General features: G+C 71.5%; 17 protein-coding genes. 11 read left to right on the top strand and 6 right to left on the bottom strand.

Going from position 1 to position 17,727, the window contains the following annotated elements:
• Positions 1 to 7: 7 nt before the first annotated feature.
• The gene (locus tag KJK29_RS04405) at positions 8 to 1,633 is read right to left on the bottom strand and encodes an ABC-F family ATP-binding cassette domain-containing protein (RefSeq protein ID WP_215117350.1); all 1,626 of its coding nucleotides are present in this window, start codon (positions 1,631 to 1,633) and stop codon (positions 8 to 10) included.
• Between the two features lie 293 nt (positions 1,634 to 1,926).
• Here KJK29_RS04405 and KJK29_RS04400 point away from each other — a divergent pair, with 293 nt between their 5' ends.
• Positions 1,927 to 2,580 carry a GOLPH3/VPS74 family protein gene (locus tag KJK29_RS04400; protein ID WP_215117348.1) on the top strand — a complete coding sequence of 218 codons (654 nt, stop codon included), beginning with the start codon at positions 1,927 to 1,929 and terminating at the stop codon, positions 2,578 to 2,580.
• Between the two features lie 34 nt (positions 2,581 to 2,614).
• Here KJK29_RS04400 and ssgD read toward each other — a convergent pair whose 3' ends face one another.
• Positions 2,615 to 3,028 carry a spore wall synthesis regulator SsgD gene (ssgD, locus tag KJK29_RS04395; RefSeq protein WP_215117346.1) on the bottom strand — a complete coding sequence of 138 codons (414 nt, stop codon included), beginning with the start codon at positions 3,026 to 3,028 and terminating at the stop codon, positions 2,615 to 2,617.
• A 247-nt stretch (positions 3,029 to 3,275) separates the two neighbouring features.
• Here ssgD and KJK29_RS04390 point away from each other — a divergent pair, with 247 nt between their 5' ends.
• The 4 genes from KJK29_RS04390 to mmpA all read left to right on the top strand — a co-directional run bounded on the left by KJK29_RS04390 (position 3,276) and on the right by mmpA (position 5,775).
• Complete coding sequence (locus tag KJK29_RS04390) at positions 3,276 to 4,379, top strand: WD40/YVTN/BNR-like repeat-containing protein (protein WP_251057700.1); 1,104 nt, start codon at positions 3,276 to 3,278, stop codon at positions 4,377 to 4,379.
• A 70-nt stretch (positions 4,380 to 4,449) separates the two neighbouring features.
• The gene (locus KJK29_RS04385; RefSeq protein WP_215117344.1) at positions 4,450 to 4,773 is read left to right on the top strand and encodes a plasmid stabilization protein; all 324 of its coding nucleotides are present in this window, start codon (positions 4,450 to 4,452) and stop codon (positions 4,771 to 4,773) included.
• A gap of 93 nt (positions 4,774 to 4,866) precedes the next feature.
• Positions 4,867 to 5,550, top strand: a complete 684-nt coding sequence (locus KJK29_RS04380) for an endonuclease V (RefSeq protein WP_215117343.1) — start codon at positions 4,867 to 4,869, stop codon at positions 5,548 to 5,550.
• Positions 5,551 to 5,628: 78 nt separating this feature from the next.
• On the top strand, positions 5,629 to 5,775 hold the full coding sequence (gene mmpA, locus KJK29_RS04375) for a morphogenic membrane protein MmpA (protein WP_215117341.1): 147 nt from the start codon (positions 5,629 to 5,631) through the stop codon (positions 5,773 to 5,775).
• Between the two features lie 42 nt (positions 5,776 to 5,817).
• On the opposite strand, the gene KJK29_RS04370 is transcribed toward mmpA, so the two are convergent.
• On the bottom strand, positions 5,818 to 6,996 hold the full coding sequence (locus tag KJK29_RS04370; protein ID WP_215117339.1) for a saccharopine dehydrogenase family protein: 1,179 nt from the start codon (positions 6,994 to 6,996) through the stop codon (positions 5,818 to 5,820).
• Positions 6,997 to 7,088: 92 nt separating this feature from the next.
• On the opposite strand from KJK29_RS04370, the gene KJK29_RS04365 reads away from it, so the two are divergent.
• The 4 genes from KJK29_RS04365 to KJK29_RS04350 all read left to right on the top strand — a co-directional run bounded on the left by KJK29_RS04365 (position 7,089) and on the right by KJK29_RS04350 (position 12,173).
• Entirely contained in the window at positions 7,089 to 7,469 is a 381-nt protein-coding gene (locus KJK29_RS04365) for an MmcQ/YjbR family DNA-binding protein (protein ID WP_215117337.1), read from the top strand.
• Between the two features lie 111 nt (positions 7,470 to 7,580).
• Positions 7,581 to 8,726 (top strand): CaiB/BaiF CoA transferase family protein, encoded by a 1,146-nt coding sequence (locus tag KJK29_RS04360; RefSeq protein ID WP_215117335.1) that lies wholly within the window; start codon positions 7,581 to 7,583, stop codon positions 8,724 to 8,726.
• 11 nt (positions 8,727 to 8,737) lie between these two features.
• Positions 8,738 to 9,952, top strand: a complete 1,215-nt coding sequence (locus tag KJK29_RS04355; protein ID WP_215117333.1) for an acetyl-CoA C-acetyltransferase — start codon at positions 8,738 to 8,740, stop codon at positions 9,950 to 9,952.
• 34 nt (positions 9,953 to 9,986) lie between these two features.
• The gene (locus KJK29_RS04350) at positions 9,987 to 12,173 is read left to right on the top strand and encodes a 3-hydroxyacyl-CoA dehydrogenase NAD-binding domain-containing protein (RefSeq protein WP_215117331.1); all 2,187 of its coding nucleotides are present in this window, start codon (positions 9,987 to 9,989) and stop codon (positions 12,171 to 12,173) included.
• Here KJK29_RS04350 and KJK29_RS04345 read toward each other — a convergent pair.
• The gene (locus KJK29_RS04345) at positions 12,159 to 12,875 is read right to left on the bottom strand and encodes a MerR family transcriptional regulator (protein ID WP_215117329.1); all 717 of its coding nucleotides are present in this window, start codon (positions 12,873 to 12,875) and stop codon (positions 12,159 to 12,161) included. The genes KJK29_RS04350 and KJK29_RS04345 overlap by 15 nt on opposite strands.
• A gap of 220 nt (positions 12,876 to 13,095) precedes the next feature.
• Between KJK29_RS04345 and KJK29_RS04340 the strand changes: the two genes are divergently transcribed.
• Positions 13,096 to 14,562 (top strand): amino acid permease, encoded by a 1,467-nt coding sequence (locus KJK29_RS04340; protein WP_215117327.1) that lies wholly within the window; start codon positions 13,096 to 13,098, stop codon positions 14,560 to 14,562.
• Positions 14,563 to 14,604: 42 nt separating this feature from the next.
• Positions 14,605 to 15,084: a macro domain-containing protein gene (locus KJK29_RS04335; RefSeq protein WP_215117325.1), complete on the top strand. Its 480-nt coding sequence runs from the start codon at positions 14,605 to 14,607 to the stop codon at positions 15,082 to 15,084.
• Positions 15,085 to 15,105: 21 nt separating this feature from the next.
• On the opposite strand, the gene KJK29_RS04330 is transcribed toward KJK29_RS04335, so the two are convergent.
• The gene (locus KJK29_RS04330; protein WP_215117323.1) at positions 15,106 to 15,981 is read right to left on the bottom strand and encodes an arginase family protein; all 876 of its coding nucleotides are present in this window, start codon (positions 15,979 to 15,981) and stop codon (positions 15,106 to 15,108) included.
• 95 nt (positions 15,982 to 16,076) lie between these two features.
• Positions 16,077 to 17,600: a M1 family metallopeptidase gene (locus KJK29_RS04325; RefSeq protein WP_215117322.1), complete on the bottom strand. Its 1,524-nt coding sequence runs from the start codon at positions 17,598 to 17,600 to the stop codon at positions 16,077 to 16,079.
• Positions 17,601 to 17,727: the final 127 nt, after the last annotated feature.

Here is a 17,727-nt window from a genome sequence, read left to right as displayed (position 1 = left end):
GCCGACGCTAGGCGGAATACCCGACAGCCTCTGGCGTGATTTCCTTCAGCTCTCCGTCCTCCAGTCGCAGCCAGCGCGTGATGCCGATCGACTCCAGGAACGGCAGGTCGTGACTGGCCACGATCAGCGCCCCCTCGTAGGAGTCCAGGGCCGTGGTGAGCTGCCGCACGCTCGCCATGTCGAGGTTGTTGGTCGGCTCGTCGAGCATGAGCAGCTGCGGCGCGGGCTCCGCCAGCATCAGCGCGGCCAGCGCCGCCCGGAAGCGTTCGCCGCCGGACAGCGTCGCCGCCTTCTGGTCGGCGCGGGCGCCCCGGAACAGGAAGCGGGCCAGCCGCGCCCGGATCCGGTTGTTGGTGGCGTCCGGCGCGAACCGGGCCACGTTCTCGGCGACGGTCAGCTCCCCGTCGAGCACATCGAGCCGCTGCGGCAGGAACCGCAACGGCACATGCGTCCGTACGTCCCCCGCCTCCGGATCCAGCTCACCGGTGATCGTGCGCAGCAGCGTGGTCTTGCCCGAGCCGTTGCGCCCGATCAGCGCGACCCGCTCGGGACCGCGCAGCTCGAAGCCGCCCTCCACCCGGGCCCCGTACCGCAGCCCCAGATCCTGGAGGGTGAGGACGGTACGCCCCGGCGGTACGGCCGTGTAGGGCAGGTCGACACGGATCTCGTCGTCGTCCCGTACGGCCTCCACCGCCTCGTCGAGCCGCTCCCTGGCCTCGGCCAGCTTCTCCTCGTGCATGATGCGGTGCTTGCCCGCGGACTCCTGCGCCGCGCGCTTGCGCGCCCCCATGACGATCTTCGGCTCACGCTTCTGCTCGAACATCTTCTGCCCGTACCGCTTGCGGCGGGCCAGCTTCACCTGGGCGTCGGCCAGTTCGCGCTTCTGCTTGCGGAAGTCGGACTCGGCGACGCGCACCATGCGCTCGGCCGCCTCCTGCTCCACGGCGAGGGCCTCCTCGTAGTCGGAGAAGTTGCCCCCGTACCAGGTGATCTCTCCGGAGCGCAGATCCGCGATCTGGTCGACGAGGTCCAGGAGTTCACGGTCGTGGCTGACGACGACCATCACGCCCGGCCAGGACTGGACGGACGCGTACAGCCGCCTGCGCGCGTACAGGTCGAGGTTGTTGGTCGGCTCGTCCAGCAGCAGTACGTCGGGCCGGCGCAGCAGCAGCGCGGCCAGCCGCAGCAGGACCGACTCGCCGCCCGAGACCTCACCGATGGTGCGGTCCAACTCGACGTGCCCGAGGCCGAGTTCGCCCAGGGTGGCCAGGGCGCGCTCCTCGACGTCCCAGTCGTCGCCGAGGGTCTCGAAGTGCGCCTCGGCCACGTCGCCGGCCTCGATGGCGTGCAGCGCGGCCCGCTGTGCGGCGATGCCGAGTGCCTGGTCGACGCGCAGGGTGGTGTCGAGCGTGACGTTCTGCGGGAGGTAGCCGACCTCGCCGGCGACGCGGACGGCGCCGTCGGCCGGTGCGAGCTCACCGGCGATCAGCTTCAACAGGGTCGACTTTCCCGACCCGTTGACGCCGACCAGGCCGGTCCGGCCCGGGCCGAACGCGGCGTCGAGGCCCTCGAAGACGACGGAACCGTCGGGCCAGGTGAAGGAGAGGGAGGCGGCAGTGATGGAAATAGGCATGTGGGGCCTCTTTCGCGGTTGCTTGATGCGGTCAGGGGCAAACGCGTAGCGAGACACCTGCGACCAGGGAGGAGGGACTCCACAGGCATGAGAAAAGCCCTGCACCGGAGGACGGCTCTGTCGCCGAGGTCGCACGCAGCGCACACACCTGATGGGTGTGACGCGGTGTCTCAGGACCTCAGACGAGCAACGTCCTTCTCCAATCGGCGGCAACAGGACGCTGTCCAACGTACGAGGGGGTGTCAGGCCTGTCAACGAATTAACGCGCGGCCCGAGCGCCCCGAGGAGGCCCCGTGACCGACGGCCCGCTCTCGCTGCCGGCCCGGCTCTGCCTGCTGGCCTGGGACTCCGCGTGCCCGCCGGCCGCCGACGCCGGCCGCCTGGCCGGACTGGTGCGCGCCGGTGCCCTCACCGAACTGGCCCAGCGCGGTCTGCTCATCGACGACGACGGCATCGCCACGCCGGTCGACCTCGACGCGCGTGCCGGTGACGCGGTCCTCGACGGGCTGCTGGAACTGGTCCATGAGTCGTGCCCGCACTCCTGGCGGACGTGGGTGACACTGCGCGCCCGGGTGACCCTCGACGCCGTGCGGGAGCAGCTCGTGGCCGGGGGATATCTGCGGGCGGAGAAGAAGCGGGTCCTCGGCGTGTTCCCCTCCGTGGACCACGCACTGGAGCGGGTCACCGCGGTGGAGGCGCTACGGGAGGAGACGCGGCGGATCCTCCGGGGACCGTCGCCCGTCGCCAAGACCTCCTGGCGCGACGCGGCGCTCGTCGCCCTCGCCGCGGCGGCGGACCTGCTGCCCGAGCAGGACGTCCGCGCCCACGAGCGACGCGTCGAGGAGCTGACCGAGCGCGCCGGGGCAACGGCGCCAGGTCTGCGGAGGATCGTGCGCGAGGTGCTCGGGGCGGTGGCCGCGGAGCCGGGTGCGCCCGCCCGGGCCTGACCCACACCCCTGCCGGATTCCCGCCCCGGGCCCCTCACGCGTCGCGCATCAGCTCCGCCAGGCCGTGGTCCAGATCCAGCTGGAGGTGCTCGAGACCGACCGGCACGAGCTCGCTCGTGGCCTCCAGGAACCGGCGTATCTCACTGGAGCGGACATGCACGACGGCGGTGCCCTCGGGGGCGTGGAACTCCAGCACGGTGCGGTCGTACCCGTACGGCCGCACCCGTACGTCGCCGTGTCCCTCGGCCTCCTTCATGCCTGCGGCGAGCAGCTCGCGGGAGAAGGTCCAGCAGACCTCGACGCCCTCCAGCGTGGCCGGGGCGGGGAAGGTCATGCGGACGGCGAACGGATCACGTCGGTCGTAGTGCAGCGTCGCGGGAATGCTCGGCATACGCGGCGCGGCGGCGACGAGGCGGGCCTCCACGGGCTGCTCGATGACGATGGACAACGCCTTGCTCCCTTGTGACGGCTGGACGGACTTCCGGTCGGATTGCGGCCGGGCATTGGAAGAGACGCCGGATTCAGCCAATCCGTGCACACGAGATGCGAGTGACCTCCGTCACCGCGTTCATGCACCAGAGTGACGTGACTCTCCTCATGTGCCAGGGCGGGCGCGTGTGGCGCCCGCCGGAACACCCGCCGGGCCCGCGAGGCCGTCTGGACGGCGCCCGGGCGGTGGGCTAGCTTCCCCGGCCATGAGGCGCTTGGGGAGCACGCGACGGACGGGACGAACACGGCGCAGGGCGACCGCCGCGGCGGTGTGCGCGGCGGCACTGGCGGCCCTGACCGCCGTACCGGCGCAGGCGCACGGGCCGGACGACCGGGCGCCGCACTGGGAACTGAAGGACACCGGCACCCCGGAGGTACGGTTCCGCGGCCTCGCCGCCGTCAGCCGGAACACCGCCTGGGTCGCCGGCACCGGCGGCACCGTCCTGCGCACCACCGACGGCGGGGCGAGCTGGCGGAACGTCTCGCCCCCGGGTGCGGGGGAGTTGCAGTTCCGGGACGTCGAGGCGTTCGACGCGCGCCGGGCCGTGGTCCTGGCCATCGGCGAGGGCGAGGCGTCCCGGGTGTACCGGACCGACGACGGCGGGGCGACCTGGACGGAGTCCTTCCGCAACACCGACCCGAAGGCCTTCTACGACTGCCTCGCCTTCTTCGACTCCCGCCACGGCCTCGCCATGAGCGACCCGGTGGACGGGAAGTTCCGCATCCTGTCGACCGGCGACGGCGGCCGTACCTGGAAGGTGCTGCCGAACACGGGCATGCCGGCCGCGCAGGAGGGCGAGGCCGGGTTCGCGGCGAGCGGCCAGTGCTTGGTCACCTCCGGGCCGAAGGACGTCTGGCTCGCCACCGGCGGGGCCGCACGCGCGCGGGTGCTGCACTCCGCCGACCGGGGACGCACCTGGACGGCCGCCGACACGGCCCTCCCGGCGGGCGACCCGGCCCGCGGCGTCTTCGCGCTGGCCTTCCGCGACCGCGCCCACGGTCTCGCCGTCGGCGGTGACTTCCGCCCCGACCAGCCCTCCCCGCAGGCCACCGCGCGCACCTCCGACGGTGGCCACACCTGGCGGCCCGCCGCCGCACCCCCGCCCGCCTACCGTTCCGGCGTCGCCTGGCTCCCGCACAGCCGCTCCGCCGCTCTCGCCGTCGGCCCCACCGGCACCGACCTCACCTCCGACGGCGGCCGCACCTGGCGGACGGTCGACACCGGTTCCTACGACACCGTCGACTGCGTCCCGCGCCAAGGGTGCTGGGCCGCGGGTGAGAAGGGCCGGGTTGCCCGCCTGGAGCACTGAGCGAGCGGACCGCTCTGATCGTTGGCAGCGTGGGTACCCGTTCACCGGTCGGGAAAGGAAGTGAGCGGTGATGCCACGCGGTTCGAGCTCCAAGCGGGAGCGCCAGTACGAGCACATCAAGGAGAGCGCGCGGGACCGGGGCGAGAGCACCGGCCGCGCCGAGGAGATCGCCGCGCGGACGGTGAACAAGGAACGCGCCCGCGCCGGCGAGTCGAAGACGGCCAGCCGGACCTCCACGCAGGACATGTCCTCCGGCGAGCGCGGCGGCCGGCGGTCCGGGAAGGGCTCCCAGGGGCCCACCTACGACCAGCTCTACCAGGAGGCCAGGCGCCGCGGCGTCGACGGACGCTCCACCATGAACAAGAGCCAGCTGCGGCGCGCACTGGACAAGTAGCGCGCACGGAACAAGTGAGGCGCGAGCCTCCCGAGGCCGGCCGGACTCCCTGGTCCCGCCGGCCTTCGCGCTGCCCGTAGGCTCGGGCCCACCATGACGACCGTAGACATCCCCGAACACTGGCCCGTGACCGAGGAACAGGCCCGCGCCGTCCAGGACGAACTGCGCGGGCGCGTGATCCTCGACGAACCCGGACCGCCGCCCGGCACGGGCCATGTGACGGGGGTCGACGTGGCCTACGACGACGAACGGGACGTCGTCGCGGCGGCCGCGGTCGTCCTGGACGCGTCGAGTCTCGAGGTTGTCGCGCAGGCCACGGCGGTGGGCCGCGTCTCCTTCCCCTATGTGCCCGGACTGCTCGCCTTCCGCGAGATCCCCACGGTCCTGGCCGCCCTCGACGCCCTGCCGCTCCCACCGGGCCTGGTGGTCTGCGACGGCTACGGCCTCGCCCACCCCCGCCGCTTCGGCCTCGCCAGCCACCTCGGCGTCCTGACCGGCCTCCCCACGATCGGCGTCGCCAAGAACCCCTTCACCTTCACGTACGACGACCCGGACACCCCGCGCGGCAGCGGCTCCGCGCTGCTCGCCGGCTCCGAGGAGGTCGGCCGCGCCCTGCGCACCCGGGAGGCGGTCAAGCCGGTCTTCGTCTCGGTCGGCCACCGCGTGACGCTCGACGGGGCCTGCGCCCACACCCTCGCGCTGACCCCCGAGTACCGCCTCCCGGAGACCACCCGCCGAGCGGACGCCCTCTGCCGCAAGGCCCTCCGGGAGACCTGAGGGTCGGTGTGATCTGAGTACCGGCTCTGAGTACCCGTACGGATGTCCGGCCGCGGCCCCGTCGGCAGGCTGGGGCGCATGACAACGCACCGCGCTCCCAAGCCTGTTGCCGGACCGACCCAGACGGTCGAGCGGGCCGTCACGGTCGGGCTGATCCTCGCCGTGCTGGCCGGTCTCGCCTGGATCGCCGGGATGATCTACACCCTCGCCGCGTGGCCGATGTAGGACGGAGCCCCTCGGCAGTCCTCGGCAGCCCTCGGCAGTCCCTCAGCGGGTGGACGCGACGCGGAAGCGGATGCCCGCCGCGCGCAGCCGGTCGATCAGCGCGTCGCCCATCGCGACCGCCGTGGTGACCTGGCCCGCCGTCTTCGGCAGCTCGTCGAAGGCCAGGCACAGCGCCGACTCGGCGAGCATCTTCGCCGTCTCGTCGTACCCCGGGTCGCCGCCCGAGACCTCCGTGAACACCCGACGGCCGCCGCCCTCGCCCACGAAGCGCAGGGAGAACCAGCTCTTCGCCCGCTTCTCCGGGCTCGGCCCGTCCCCGGGCCGCAGCCGGTCCGACAACCAGCGCCGCGCGGGCGCCACCTGGGCCGCCGCGACCAGCGCGCCGACGGCCGCGACCCCGCCCACCGCGACGGGCAGGTGCCGGACGGCCGCGTACTGCCGGTAGCGGAAATCAGGGCCGTACCGCTCGAGGGTCGCCGCCGACCGCCGCACGATCTGCGGGTCGATGGTCGGCATCGGCAGCGCCCAGGCGCCGACCTCCTTGGCGAACCGCGGCGTACCCAGCGGCGCGGAGACCCGCCGTCCCACCAGCCGCGGCTCATGCCGCCGCCGGTCCCGCACGGCCGCCGCCATCTCCCGCTGCCGGGCGAACTGGTTCAGGGCCGAGTTGAAGGTGCCGCCCGAGAAGGCCGCGTCGGCGGTCACGAAACCCTCCACGGTCAGCGGCACGTCCTCGGGCAGCTGCTGAACCGTGAAGTACACGCCCAGATCGTGCGGGATCGAGTCGAAGCCGGCGGCGTGCACCAGCCGTGCCCCGGTCTCCCGCGCGCGTGCGTCGTGCCGGACGTACATCAGGTCCACGAACTCTGGCTCGCCCGCGAGGTCGAGGTAGTCGGTCCCGGCTTCCGCGCAGGCGGCCACGAGCTCCTCGCCGTACGTCACGTACGGGCCGACGGTCGTGGCCACCACGCGCGCCTGCTCGGCGAGAGCGCGCAGCGAGGCCGGGTCGGAGACGTCCGCCCGCAGCACCCCCACCTCCGCGTCGTCCGGCAGCCGCTCGCGCAGCCGCTCCAGCTTCTGCGCGCTGCGTCCCGCGATCGCCCAGCGCAACCCGTCCGGCGCGTGCGCGGCCAGATACTCCGCGGTCAGCGCTCCGGCGAAACTGGTGGCTCCGAAGAGCACGATGTCGTACGGACGGTCCGTCCTGTTCAGCCTGCTCATGACACCCCTCGGTCGTTCAGCCCGTGCCGCTGTCGGTGGCCGAGGCTAGCGTGAGGGGTGCGGAGCCCGACGACGAGCCCGGAGGAACGACGATGGCCGTGCCCAGGAATGCCCTGAAGAAGTGGGAGAAAGTGCGCGAGTTCGCGCTGAGGCTGCCGGGTGCCGTCGAGGAGTTCCCCTGGGGCGAGTCCGTCGCGAAGGTCAACAAGAAGGTGTTCGTCTTCCTCGGCGTCCAGGACGGCAGCTACCCCCTGGGCGTGACGGTGAAGCTCAAGGACGAGACGGCCCACGCCCACGCCCTGTCCAGCCCAGGCGCCGAGCCCGCCGGTTACGGCCTGGGCAAGGCCGGCTGGGTGAGCATCCCCCTGGAGCGGCAGGGCGCGCCGGCCGCGGAGATGCTCTGCGACTGGGTGGAGGAGAGCTACCGGGTGATCGCGCCGAAACGGCTGATAGCGGAACTGGACGGGGACTGACTCCGTCGGGCAGATTACTAAGCGCTTGCTCTCTTCAGGTCTTGTGTCGATCGGAACGCGTTCTTAGCATCACTGGTGTTACATCGGTTGTGTCACAGCACTGGGGGCTGGATGACCACGGCAAGGACGCCAGGACACGGCCCGCTCACCGGCGTGCGCGTCGTCGAGCTGGCCGGCATCGGGCCCGGCCCGTTCGCCGCCATGCTCCTGGCCGACCTCGGGGCCGACGTCGTGCGCGTGGACCGCCCCGGCGGCCCCGGACTCGCGATCGACCCGGCGTACGACGTCACCAACCGCAACAAGCGCTCGGTGGTCGTCGACCTGAAGTCCCCGGACGGCCCCGACCGGGTGCTCGACCTCGCCGCCCGCGCCGACATCCTGGTCGAGGGCTACCGCCCCGGTGTCGCCGAGCGCCTGGGCGTAGGCCCCGAGGCCTGCCACGCCCGCAACCCGCGTCTCGTCTACGGCCGGATGACCGGCTGGGGGCAGGACGGCCCGCTCGCCGAGCGCGCCGGACACGACATCGCGTACATCGCCCCCACCGGCACCCTCGGCATGATCGGCCGGCCGGACGAGCCGCCGGCCGTCCCGGCCAACCTGCTCGGCGACTACGCGGGCGGCTCCCTGTACCTCGTCGTCGGCGTCCTCGCTGCCCTGAACCACGCCCGCGCGAGCGGCACCGGCCAGGTCGTCGACGCCGCCATCGTCGACGGCACCGCCCACCTCGCCACCATGATCCACGGCATGCTCGCCGCCGGCGGCTGGCAGGACCGCCGCAGCGCCAACCTCCTTGACGGCGGCTGCCCCTACTACGGCACGTACGAGACGGCCGACGGCCTGCACATGGCCGTCGGCGCGCTGGAGCCGCAGTTCTACGCGGAGTTCCTGACCCTCCTCGGCGTCGAGGACCAGGCCGCGGCCCGCAAGGACGTCACCCGGTGGGGCGAACTGCGCGAACGGATCGCGGTCCGCTTCAAGACCCGGACGCGGGACGAGTGGACGGCCGTCTTCGAGGGCTCCGACGCGTGCGTGGCGCCCGTCCTGTCCCTGCGCGAGGCCCCGCACCACCCGCATCTCGCCGCCCGCGGCACCTTCACCGACCACGGCGGCATCACCCAGCCCGCCCCGGCCCCCCGTTTCTCCGCGACCCCGACCTCCGTCCGCACCGGCCCGGCGCGGCCGGGCGCCGACACGGCGGACGTCGCCCGGGACTGGGACGTCCCCGGGCTGCTCGCCTCGTCCCGCAACCCTCAGTGAAAGGCCCTCTCGTGAGCACCGAAGCGTACGTGTACGACGCGATCCGCACCCCGCGCGGCCGCGGCAAGGCAGGCGGCTCCCTGCACGGCACCAAGCCCATCGACCTGGTCGTCGGACTCATCCACGAGATCCGCGCCCGCTTCCCCGGCCTCGACCCGGCCGCAGTCGACGACATCGTGCTCGGCGTCGTCGGCCCCGTCGGCGACCAGGGCTCCGACATCGCCCGGATCGCCGCCATCGCGGCGGGCCTGCCCGACACGGTGGCCGGTGTCCAGGAGAACCGCTTCTGTGCCTCGGGTCTGGAGGCCGTCAACCTGGCCGCCGCCAAGGTGCGTTCCGGCTGGGAGGACCTCGTCCTCGCGGGCGGCGTGGAGTCGATGTCCCGGGTGCCGATGGCCTCCGACGGCGGCGCCTGGTTCAACGACCCGATGACCAACCTCGACGTGAACTTCGTGCCGCAGGGCATCGGCGCCGACCTCATCGCCACCATCGAGGGCTTCTCCCGGCGGGACGTCGACGAGTACGCGGCCCTCTCCCAGGAGCGCGCGGCCACCGCCACGAAGGACGGCCGCTTCGAGAGGTCCGTCGTCCCGGTGAAGGACCGCAGCGGCCTCGTCGTCCTCGACCACGACGAGTTCCCCCGCCCCGGCACGACCGCCGACAGCCTGGCGGGGCTCAAGCCGTCCTTCGCCGACATCGGCGCACTCGGCGGCTTCGACGCGGTCGCGCTCCAGCAGTACCACTGGGTGGAGAAGATCGACCACGTCCACCACGCGGGCAACTCCTCCGGCATCGTCGACGGCGCCTCGCTCGTCGCGATCGGCTCCAAGGAGGTCGGCGAGCGCTACGGCCTCACCCCGCGCGCCCGGATCGTCTCCGCCGCCGTGTCCGGCTCCGAGCCCACGATCATGCTCACCGGCCCCGCCCCCGCCACCCGCAAGGCCCTCGCCAAGGCCGGACTCACCATCGACGACATCGACCTCGTCGAGATCAACGAGGCGTTCGCGGCGGTCGTGCTGCGCTTCGTCAAGGACATGGGCCTGTCCCTGGACAAGGTCAACGTCAACGGCGGCGCGATCGCCCTCGGCCACCCCCTCGGCGCGACCGGCGCGATGATCCTCGGCACGCTCGTCGACGAACTGGAGCGCCAGGACAAGCGCTACGGCCTCGCCACCCTGTGCGTCGGCGGCGGCATGGGTGTCGCCACCATCGTCGAGCGCATCTGACCCCCTCCCGACGGATCACACGGAGCACCTCCACATGAGCACTGAATCCACCACCATCCGCTGGGAACAGGACCGCACCGGCCTCGTCACCCTCGTCATCGACGACCCGAACCAGTCCGCGAACACCATGAACCAGGCGTTCCGCGACTCGCTCGCCGCCGTCACCGACCGCCTGGAGGCCGAGAAGGACTCCATCCGGGGCGTCATCATCACCTCCGCCAAGAAGACCTTCTTCGCCGGCGGCGACCTGCGCGACCTCATCCGCGTCACGCCCGGGACGGCCCAGGAGCTGTTCGACGGCGGCATGGCGATCAAGCGGAACCTGCGCCGCATCGAGACCCTCGGCAAGCCGGTCGTCGCCGCGCTCAACGGCGCTGCCCTCGGCGGCGGTTACGAGATCGCCCTGGCCTGCCACCACCGCGTCGCGCTCGACGCGCCCGGCTCGAAGATCGGCTGCCCCGAGGTCACCCTCGGCCTCCTCCCCGGAGGCGGCGGCGTCGTCCGCACCGTCCGGCTGCTCGGCATCGCCGACGCCCTGCTGAAGGTCCTCCTCCAGGGCACCCAGTACAGCCCGCGCCGCGCCCGGGAGAACGGTCTCGTCGACGACGTCGCCGAGACCCAGGAGGAACTGCTCGCCAAGGCCCGTGCCTTCATCGACGCCAACCCGGAGTCGCAGCAGCCCTGGGACAAGCCCGGCTACCGCATCCCGGGCGGCACGCCCGCCCACCCCAAGTTCGCCGCCAACCTGCCCGCCTTCCCGGCGAATCTGCGCAAGCAGACGGGCGGCGCCCCCTACCCGGCGCCGCGCAACATCCTCGCCGCCGCCGTCGAGGGCTCCCAGGTCGACTTCGAGACCGCCCAGATCATCGAGGCCCGCTACTTCGTGGACCTCGCCGCCGGACAGACCTCGAAGAACATGATCCAGGCCTTCTTTTTCGACCTCCAGGCCGTCAACTCCGGCGCCAACCGGCCCAAGGGCATCGAGCCCACGAAGGTCCGCAAGGTCGCCGTCCTCGGCGCCGGAATGATGGGCGCGGGCATCGCCTACTCCTGTGCCCGCGCCGGCATCGACGTCGTTCTGAAGGATGTCTCCCTGGAGTCGGCCCTCAAGGGCAAGGGCTACTCCGAGAAGCTGTGCGCCAAGGCCGTCGCCAAGGGCCGTACGACCCAGCAGAAGGCGGACGCGCTGCTCGCCCGCATCACGCCCACCGCCGAGGCGCAGGACCTGGCCGGCTGTGACGCCGTGATCGAGGCCGTCTTCGAGGACACCTCCCTCAAGCACAAGGTGTTCCAGGAGATCCAGAACGTCGTGGCGCCCGACGCGCTGCTGTGCTCCAACACCTCCACCCTCCCCATCACCGCACTCGCCGAGGGCGTCGAGCGCCAGGGCGACTTCATCGGACTGCACTTCTTCTCGCCGGTCGACAAGATGCCGCTCGTCGAGATCATCAAGGGCGAGCGCACGGGCGAGGAGGCCCTGGCCCGCGCCTTCGACCTGGTCCGGCAGATCAACAAGACGCCGATCGTCGTCAACGACTCGCGCGGCTTCTTCACCTCCCGCGTCATCGGGCACTTCATCAACGAGGGCGTCGCCATGGTCGGCGAGGGCATCGAGCCCGCGTCGGTCGAGCAGGCCGCGGCGCAGGCCGGCTACCCGGCCAAGGTGCTGTCCCTGATGGACGAGCTGACGCTGACGCTGCCCCGCAAGATCCGGGGCGAGACGAAGCGCGCCGTGGAGGAGGCGGGCGGCACCTGGACGGCCCACCCCGCCGAGGCCGTCATCGACCGCATGGTCGACGAGTTCGGCCGCAGGGGCCGCAGCGGCGGCGCCGGCTTCTACGACTACGGCGACGACGGCAAGCGCGCCTCGCTCTGGCCGGGACTGCGCGAGCACTACACCAAGCCCGGATACCAGATCCCGTTCGAGGACATGAAGGAGCGCATGCTCTTCTCCGAGGCGCTGGACACCGTCCGGCTGCTGGAGGAGGGCGTGCTGACCTCGGTCGCCGACGCCAACATCGGCTCGATCTTCGGCATCGGCTTCCCGGGCTGGACCGGCGGCGTGCTCCAGTACATCAACGGCTACGAGGGTGGCCTGCCCGGATTCGTGGCACGCGCGCGTGAACTCGCCGAGCGCTACGGCGACCGGTTCACCCCGCCCGCGCTGCTGGTGGACAAGGCGGAGAAGGGGGAGCGGTTCAGCGACTCAGCCCGGGGCTGACTCGTCCGAAGGCTCCGTGAGCCACTCGCCCAGCTCTTCCTTCAGCGACCGCTGAAAGGCCGTGAGGAGCGCCTGCACCACCAGGGGGTGCATGTGCGCCGACAGGGACCGCACGTCCCGGGCGTCACGCTCCGCCACCTCGCCCCGGAAGAGCTGGGAGAGTTCATGGGCGGCGGCGCGCGCGTGTTCGATGAGAACCGTGCGCGCCGCGAAGATCGCCTCCTGAGAGAGCGGCACGTCCAGCAGCCCGACGCCCAGCCGGAGCAGACCGAGGTCGGCCTCGTACCCGACGTCCCCGGGCCTGACCACGCCCATCGCGACCAGCCGCTCGACGTCCTCGGCGCCGAGCGGCCGCCCGGCCCGCCGCTCCAGTTCCCGGTGTGTGACCGTCTCGACGGTGTCCGGCGCCCAGGAGGCCACCACGGCCCGGTGGATGGCGAGGTCGTGCGGGCTCAGATCCGGCGGTAGTTGGCGCAGATAGCGCTCGATGCCGGAGAGTGTCATGCCCTGTCGCTGCAACTCCTCGATCAGCGCCAGCCGGGCCAGGTGGTCCCGTCCGTAGTGCCCCACGCGCCGGGGGCCGAGCACCGGCGGCGGCAGCAGCCCCTTCGTGCCGTAGAAGCGGACCGTGCGCACCGTGACACCGGCCCGGGCGGCCAGCTCGTCGATCGTGAGGGTCGGCTCCTCGGTGTCGGTCGTCATGTGCAGCAGTATCGCTGTCTCACCGGTGCTGTGAAACCTCCGGCGGCCGAGGTGAGGATCGTGTGAGAAGTAGCGCTCTGTGACGTATGACACCGCGTGAGTCGCTCTCCGTGGGGGAAGGTGGCCCCTTGGTCTGTGCCTTTACCGAGGGCGCAGACCTTATGTACGTCCGGACAGCCGAGCGGGACCCGCTCGGGCGCACCAGAGAAGTGGATCCACCGTGAGCAAGGACGCCGTGAACACGGCAGCAGCCGCATCCCGCAGCGACGCGGCCCAGGTGCCCGCGGACGCGGGTGACGCCGGCTACAGCAAGGACCTCAAGCCCCGCCACGTCAACATGATCGCCATCGGCGGCGCGATCGGCACCGGACTCTTCCTGGGCGCCGGCGGGCGGCTGCACAATGCCGGCCCGGCGCTGGCGATCGCCTACCTGGTGTGCGGCGTCTTCGCCTTCTTCGTCGTCAAGGCCCTCGGTGAGCTCGTGCTCTACCGCCCCTCCTCGGGCTCCTTCGTGTCGTACGCGCGCGAGTTCCTCGGGGAGAAGGGCGCCTATGTCGCCGGCTGGATGTACTTCCTGAACTGGTCGACCACCGGCATCGCCGACATCACCGCGATCGCGCTCTACACGCACTACTGGAGCCTGTTCACCGACATACCCCAGTGGGTGCTCGCGCTGATCGCCCTCGCGGTCGTGCTGGCCGTGAACCTGATCTCGGTGAAGATCTTCGGCGAGATGGAGTTCTGGTTCTCGATCATCAAGGTCGCCACGCTCGTCGGCTTCATGTTCATCGGCATTTTCCTGCTCGCCACGCAGCACAAGGTGGGCGGGCAGACGCCGGGCATGAGCGTGATCACGGAGAACGGAGGCGTCTTCCCGAACGGCCTGATGCCCGTCGTCCTGGTCATGCAGGGCGTGATCTTCGCGTACGCCGCGCTGGAGCTGGTCGGTGTCGCCGCGGGTGAGACCGCCGAGCCGGAGAAGGTCGTCCCGCGCGCGGTGAACTCGATCATGTGGCGGGTCGGTCTCTTCTACGTCGGCTCGGTCGTCCTGCTGGCCCTGCTCCTGCCCGGCTCGGCCTACTCGGGCGACCAGAGCCCCTTCGTCACGGTCCTGTCGAAGATCGGCGTGCCCGCGGCGGGCGACGTGATGAACCTGGTGGTCCTCACGGCGGCGATGTCCTCCCTCAACTCCGGCCTCTACTCCACCGGCCGCATCCTGCGCTCCATGGCGATGGCCGGCTCGGCCCCGAAGTTCACGGCCCGCATGAACCGCAGCCAGGTCCCCTACGGCGGCATCCTGCTGACCTGCGCGGTGTGTGTGCTCGGCGTCGGCCTGAACTACCTGGTGCCGGCCCAGGCCTTCGAGATCGTGCTGAACGTCGCCTCCCTCGGCATCATCAGCACCTGGGTGATCATCATGGTCTGCCACCTGGTCTTCGTCCGCCGCGCCAAGGCGGGCCTGCTCGACCGCCCCACCTTCCGCCTCCCCGGCAGCCCGTTCACGGAGATCACCACCATCGTCTTCCTGCTGGCCTGCCTCGGCATGATGTGGAACGACCCCGAGGTCGGCCGCAAGACCCTCCTCCTCGTCCCCGTGATCGCGGTCATGCTGATCGCGGGCTGGTTCGGCATCCGCCGCCGGGTCTCCGCGACGGCGGACCAGGAGCTTTCGCAGTTCACGAAGTAGCGGGCCGGGGCCGTTGTCAGTGGCCGCGTCTACGGTGGCGTCATGTCGGGGATCAAGTATGTCCGGGGTGACGCCACCGTTCCGTCGGTGAAGGGCGTCAAGATCATCGCCCATGTCTGCAACGACATCGGGGGCTGGGGCAAGGGCTTCGTCATGGCGATATCGCGCCGCTGGCCCGAGCCGGAGCAGGCGTACCGGGCCTGGCACCGAGAGCGCGCGGCGAACGACTTCGGGCTCGGCGCGGTGCGGTTCGTGCAGGTCGAGCCGTATGTGTGGGTGGCCAACATGATCGGCCAGCGCGGCATCAGGACCGGCAGCAAGGGCGTCCCCGTCCGCTACGAGGCGATCGACACGGCCCTCGGCTCCCTCGCCGGCAAGGCCGCCGAGTTGGGCGCGTCCGTGCACATGCCGCGCATCGGCTGCGGTCTGGCCGGCGGGAAGTGGTCCCGTGTCGAGCCGCTCGTCGAGGAACGGCTGGTGCGACAGGGGATACGGGTGACGGTGTACGACCACGGGGACTGAGGCGAGGCGGCGCGGACCGGCTCAGCCCTGCCCGTCGAAGCTCCGTACCAGGCACTCGGTCAGACGTTCCGTGATCGACCCGTCCGGATCCAGCCGGGGGTTGAAGATCGCGACGTCGAGGCCCACCGCTCCGCCGTCGGAGAGTGCCGTGCGCAGGACGGTTTCCAGTTCCTGCCAGGTCAGGCCGCCCGGGAGTCGGTAGTCGACGGCGGGCATGGCCGTGTCGTCCAGTACGTCGACGTCGAGGTGGATCCAGTAGCCGGTGTCGGTCAGCAGCCCGACCGCGCGCCGGGCCGCCTCGGCCGCCCCCTGGGCACGCACGGTGGCCAGGTCCATCGCGTGCAGTGCGGACGGCAGCGGCTGCATGCCGTAGGACCCGGAGTCCTCCGCGTCCCGGAAGCCCAGGGCGACGACGTCCTCGTCGCGTACCAGGGGGCCACGGCCCTCCAGCTCGGTCAGGACGCGGGGGCCGCGCCCGGTGGCCAGGGCGAGTTCCATGGAGGCCGCCTCGCCGACCGGTTCCGCCGACGGCTGGTAGAAGTCGGTGTGCCCGTCGAGGAAGAGCAGCCCGTGCCGGTCCCGGCGGCGCAGCGCGAGGAGGTTGCCGAGGAGCACGGTGCAGTCGCCGCCCAGGACCAGAGGGAAGCGGCCGTCGTCGAGGACCGCGCTGACCGCGTCGGCCAACGCGACGGAGTACCCGGCGATGCCGCCCGGGTTGAGCACCCCGGTGTCCGGATCTCGCTCCGGGTCGTACGCCGGCGGCTCCACCCGGCCCGCCCGCACCGCTCCCAGCCCCTCGGCCAGCCCGGCCCCGAGCAGCGCCGCGGGCAGTTCCTCGACCCCGGTCGGACGCAGCCCCAGCACGGACGGCGCCTCGATGATCGCCACATCCCGCACGGCCGGCTCCCTTCACCCGCCGGCCGACGCGCCGCCGGGCCCATACGCCTCACGCGCATGGGCCCACCGTAGACCGCCGTACGGGAACAGGCGCGTCAGTGCTCGTGCCCACCGCTCCCGTGCCGCGCGTGCTCGTGCGCCCCGTTCGTCGCGGCGATCTTCTTCCACGACCTCGGCTGCGACACCGCCTCGCCCGCCTTCGCCACGGACGCGGTCCGGGCCGCCGCCGACGCCGGCTTGGACGCCTCGAACAGCCACGTGTCGAAGAGCGCGGCCAGGGGCTTCCCGGACACCTCCTCGGCATAGCGCCGGAAGTCGGCGACCGACGCGTTGCCATGGGCGTACTTCTTCGGCCAGCCCTTGAGGATCGCGAAGAACGCCTCGTCACCGATCGCGTTGCGCAGCGCCTGGACGGCCAGCGCGCCCCGGTCGTAGACCGCCGCGTCGAACTGGTTCTCCGGCCCCGGGTCCCCGGGCTTCACCGTCCAGAACTCGTCGTCCGCCGGATGCGAGGCGTACACGTAGTCGGCGAGTTCCTGCGCCGTCCCCTCGCCCTCGTGCTCGGACCACAGCCACTGCGCGTACCGCGCGAACCCCTCATTGATCCAGATGTCCTTCCAGCGCTTGAGCGACACGTCGTCCCCGTACCACTGGTGGGCGATCTCATGGACGACGAGGGACACGTTCGACCCGTTCGCGAACTGCCGCGGGCTGTAGTACGGCCGGGTCTGCGTCTCCAGGGCATAGCCCGTGGTGGTGTTCGGAACGTATCCGCCGAGCGCGTTGTAGGGGTACGGCCCGAAGTACCCGGACAGCCAGTCCGCGATCTCCCCGGTGCGTTCGATGCTCGCTCGTGCCGCGCCGGCGTGGTCGCCCAGGTCCTTGCTGTAGGCGTTGAGGACCGGAATGCCGCTCTCGGTCGTGCCCGTCGTGATGTCGAACTTCCCGACCGCGAGCGTGGCGAGGTACGTGGCCTGCGGCTTGTTGGAGCGCCAGTTCCAACGGGTCCAGCCGAGGCGTGAACTCGTCGACTGGAGCGTGCCGTTGGAGATGGCCTGCGTACCGTCCGGAACCAGTACGGACACGTCGTAGGTGGCCTTGTCGAGCGGATGGTCGTTGCTCGGGAACCACCACGCCGCGGCCTCGGGCTCGTTCGCCGCGACCCCGCCGTCCGGGGTGCGGTGCCAGCTGGTGAAACCGTAGGCCCGCTTCGACGACGGCACCCCGCGGTAGCGCACGACGACCGTGACGGACGCGCCCTTGGCCAGCGGTGTCCTCGGCGTGATCTCCAGTTCGTGCTCGCCCGACGTCCTGAACGAGGCCTTCGCGCCGTTGACGCGCACCTCGCCGACGTCCAGCAGGAAGTCCAGGTTGAAGCTCGACAGCTCCTGTGTGGTGCGGGCGACGAGGGTCGCCGTGCCCTCCAGTTCGTCCGTGACCGGCTGGTACTTCAGCCTCAGGTCGTAGTGGGAGACGTCGTATCCGCCGTTCCCGTAGGCCGGGTAGTAGGGGTCGCCGATACCCGGCGCGCCGGGGGAGTGGGGCGCGGCCGACGCCGGGATCGCCAGCAGGAGAACGGCCGCTGCCAGGGCTCCCGGCGCGATGATTCTGCGGTGCACGCAAGGCTCCAAGTCGTAGGTCCCGAAAGCTGTCCGGAGCCTATTGACTCCCTGTGTCACTAGTCATGTCCATGGTCCCTGCTGTCACACGATCGCCATTCGGCCGACATGAGGCACCCGCCCCCGG

It is taken from the genome of Streptomyces koelreuteriae, assembly GCF_018604545.1.
GTDB classification, from domain to species: Bacteria; Actinomycetota; Actinomycetes; order Streptomycetales; family Streptomycetaceae; genus Streptomyces; species Streptomyces koelreuteriae.
This window is presented reverse-complemented; position numbering and strand designations above follow the sequence as displayed.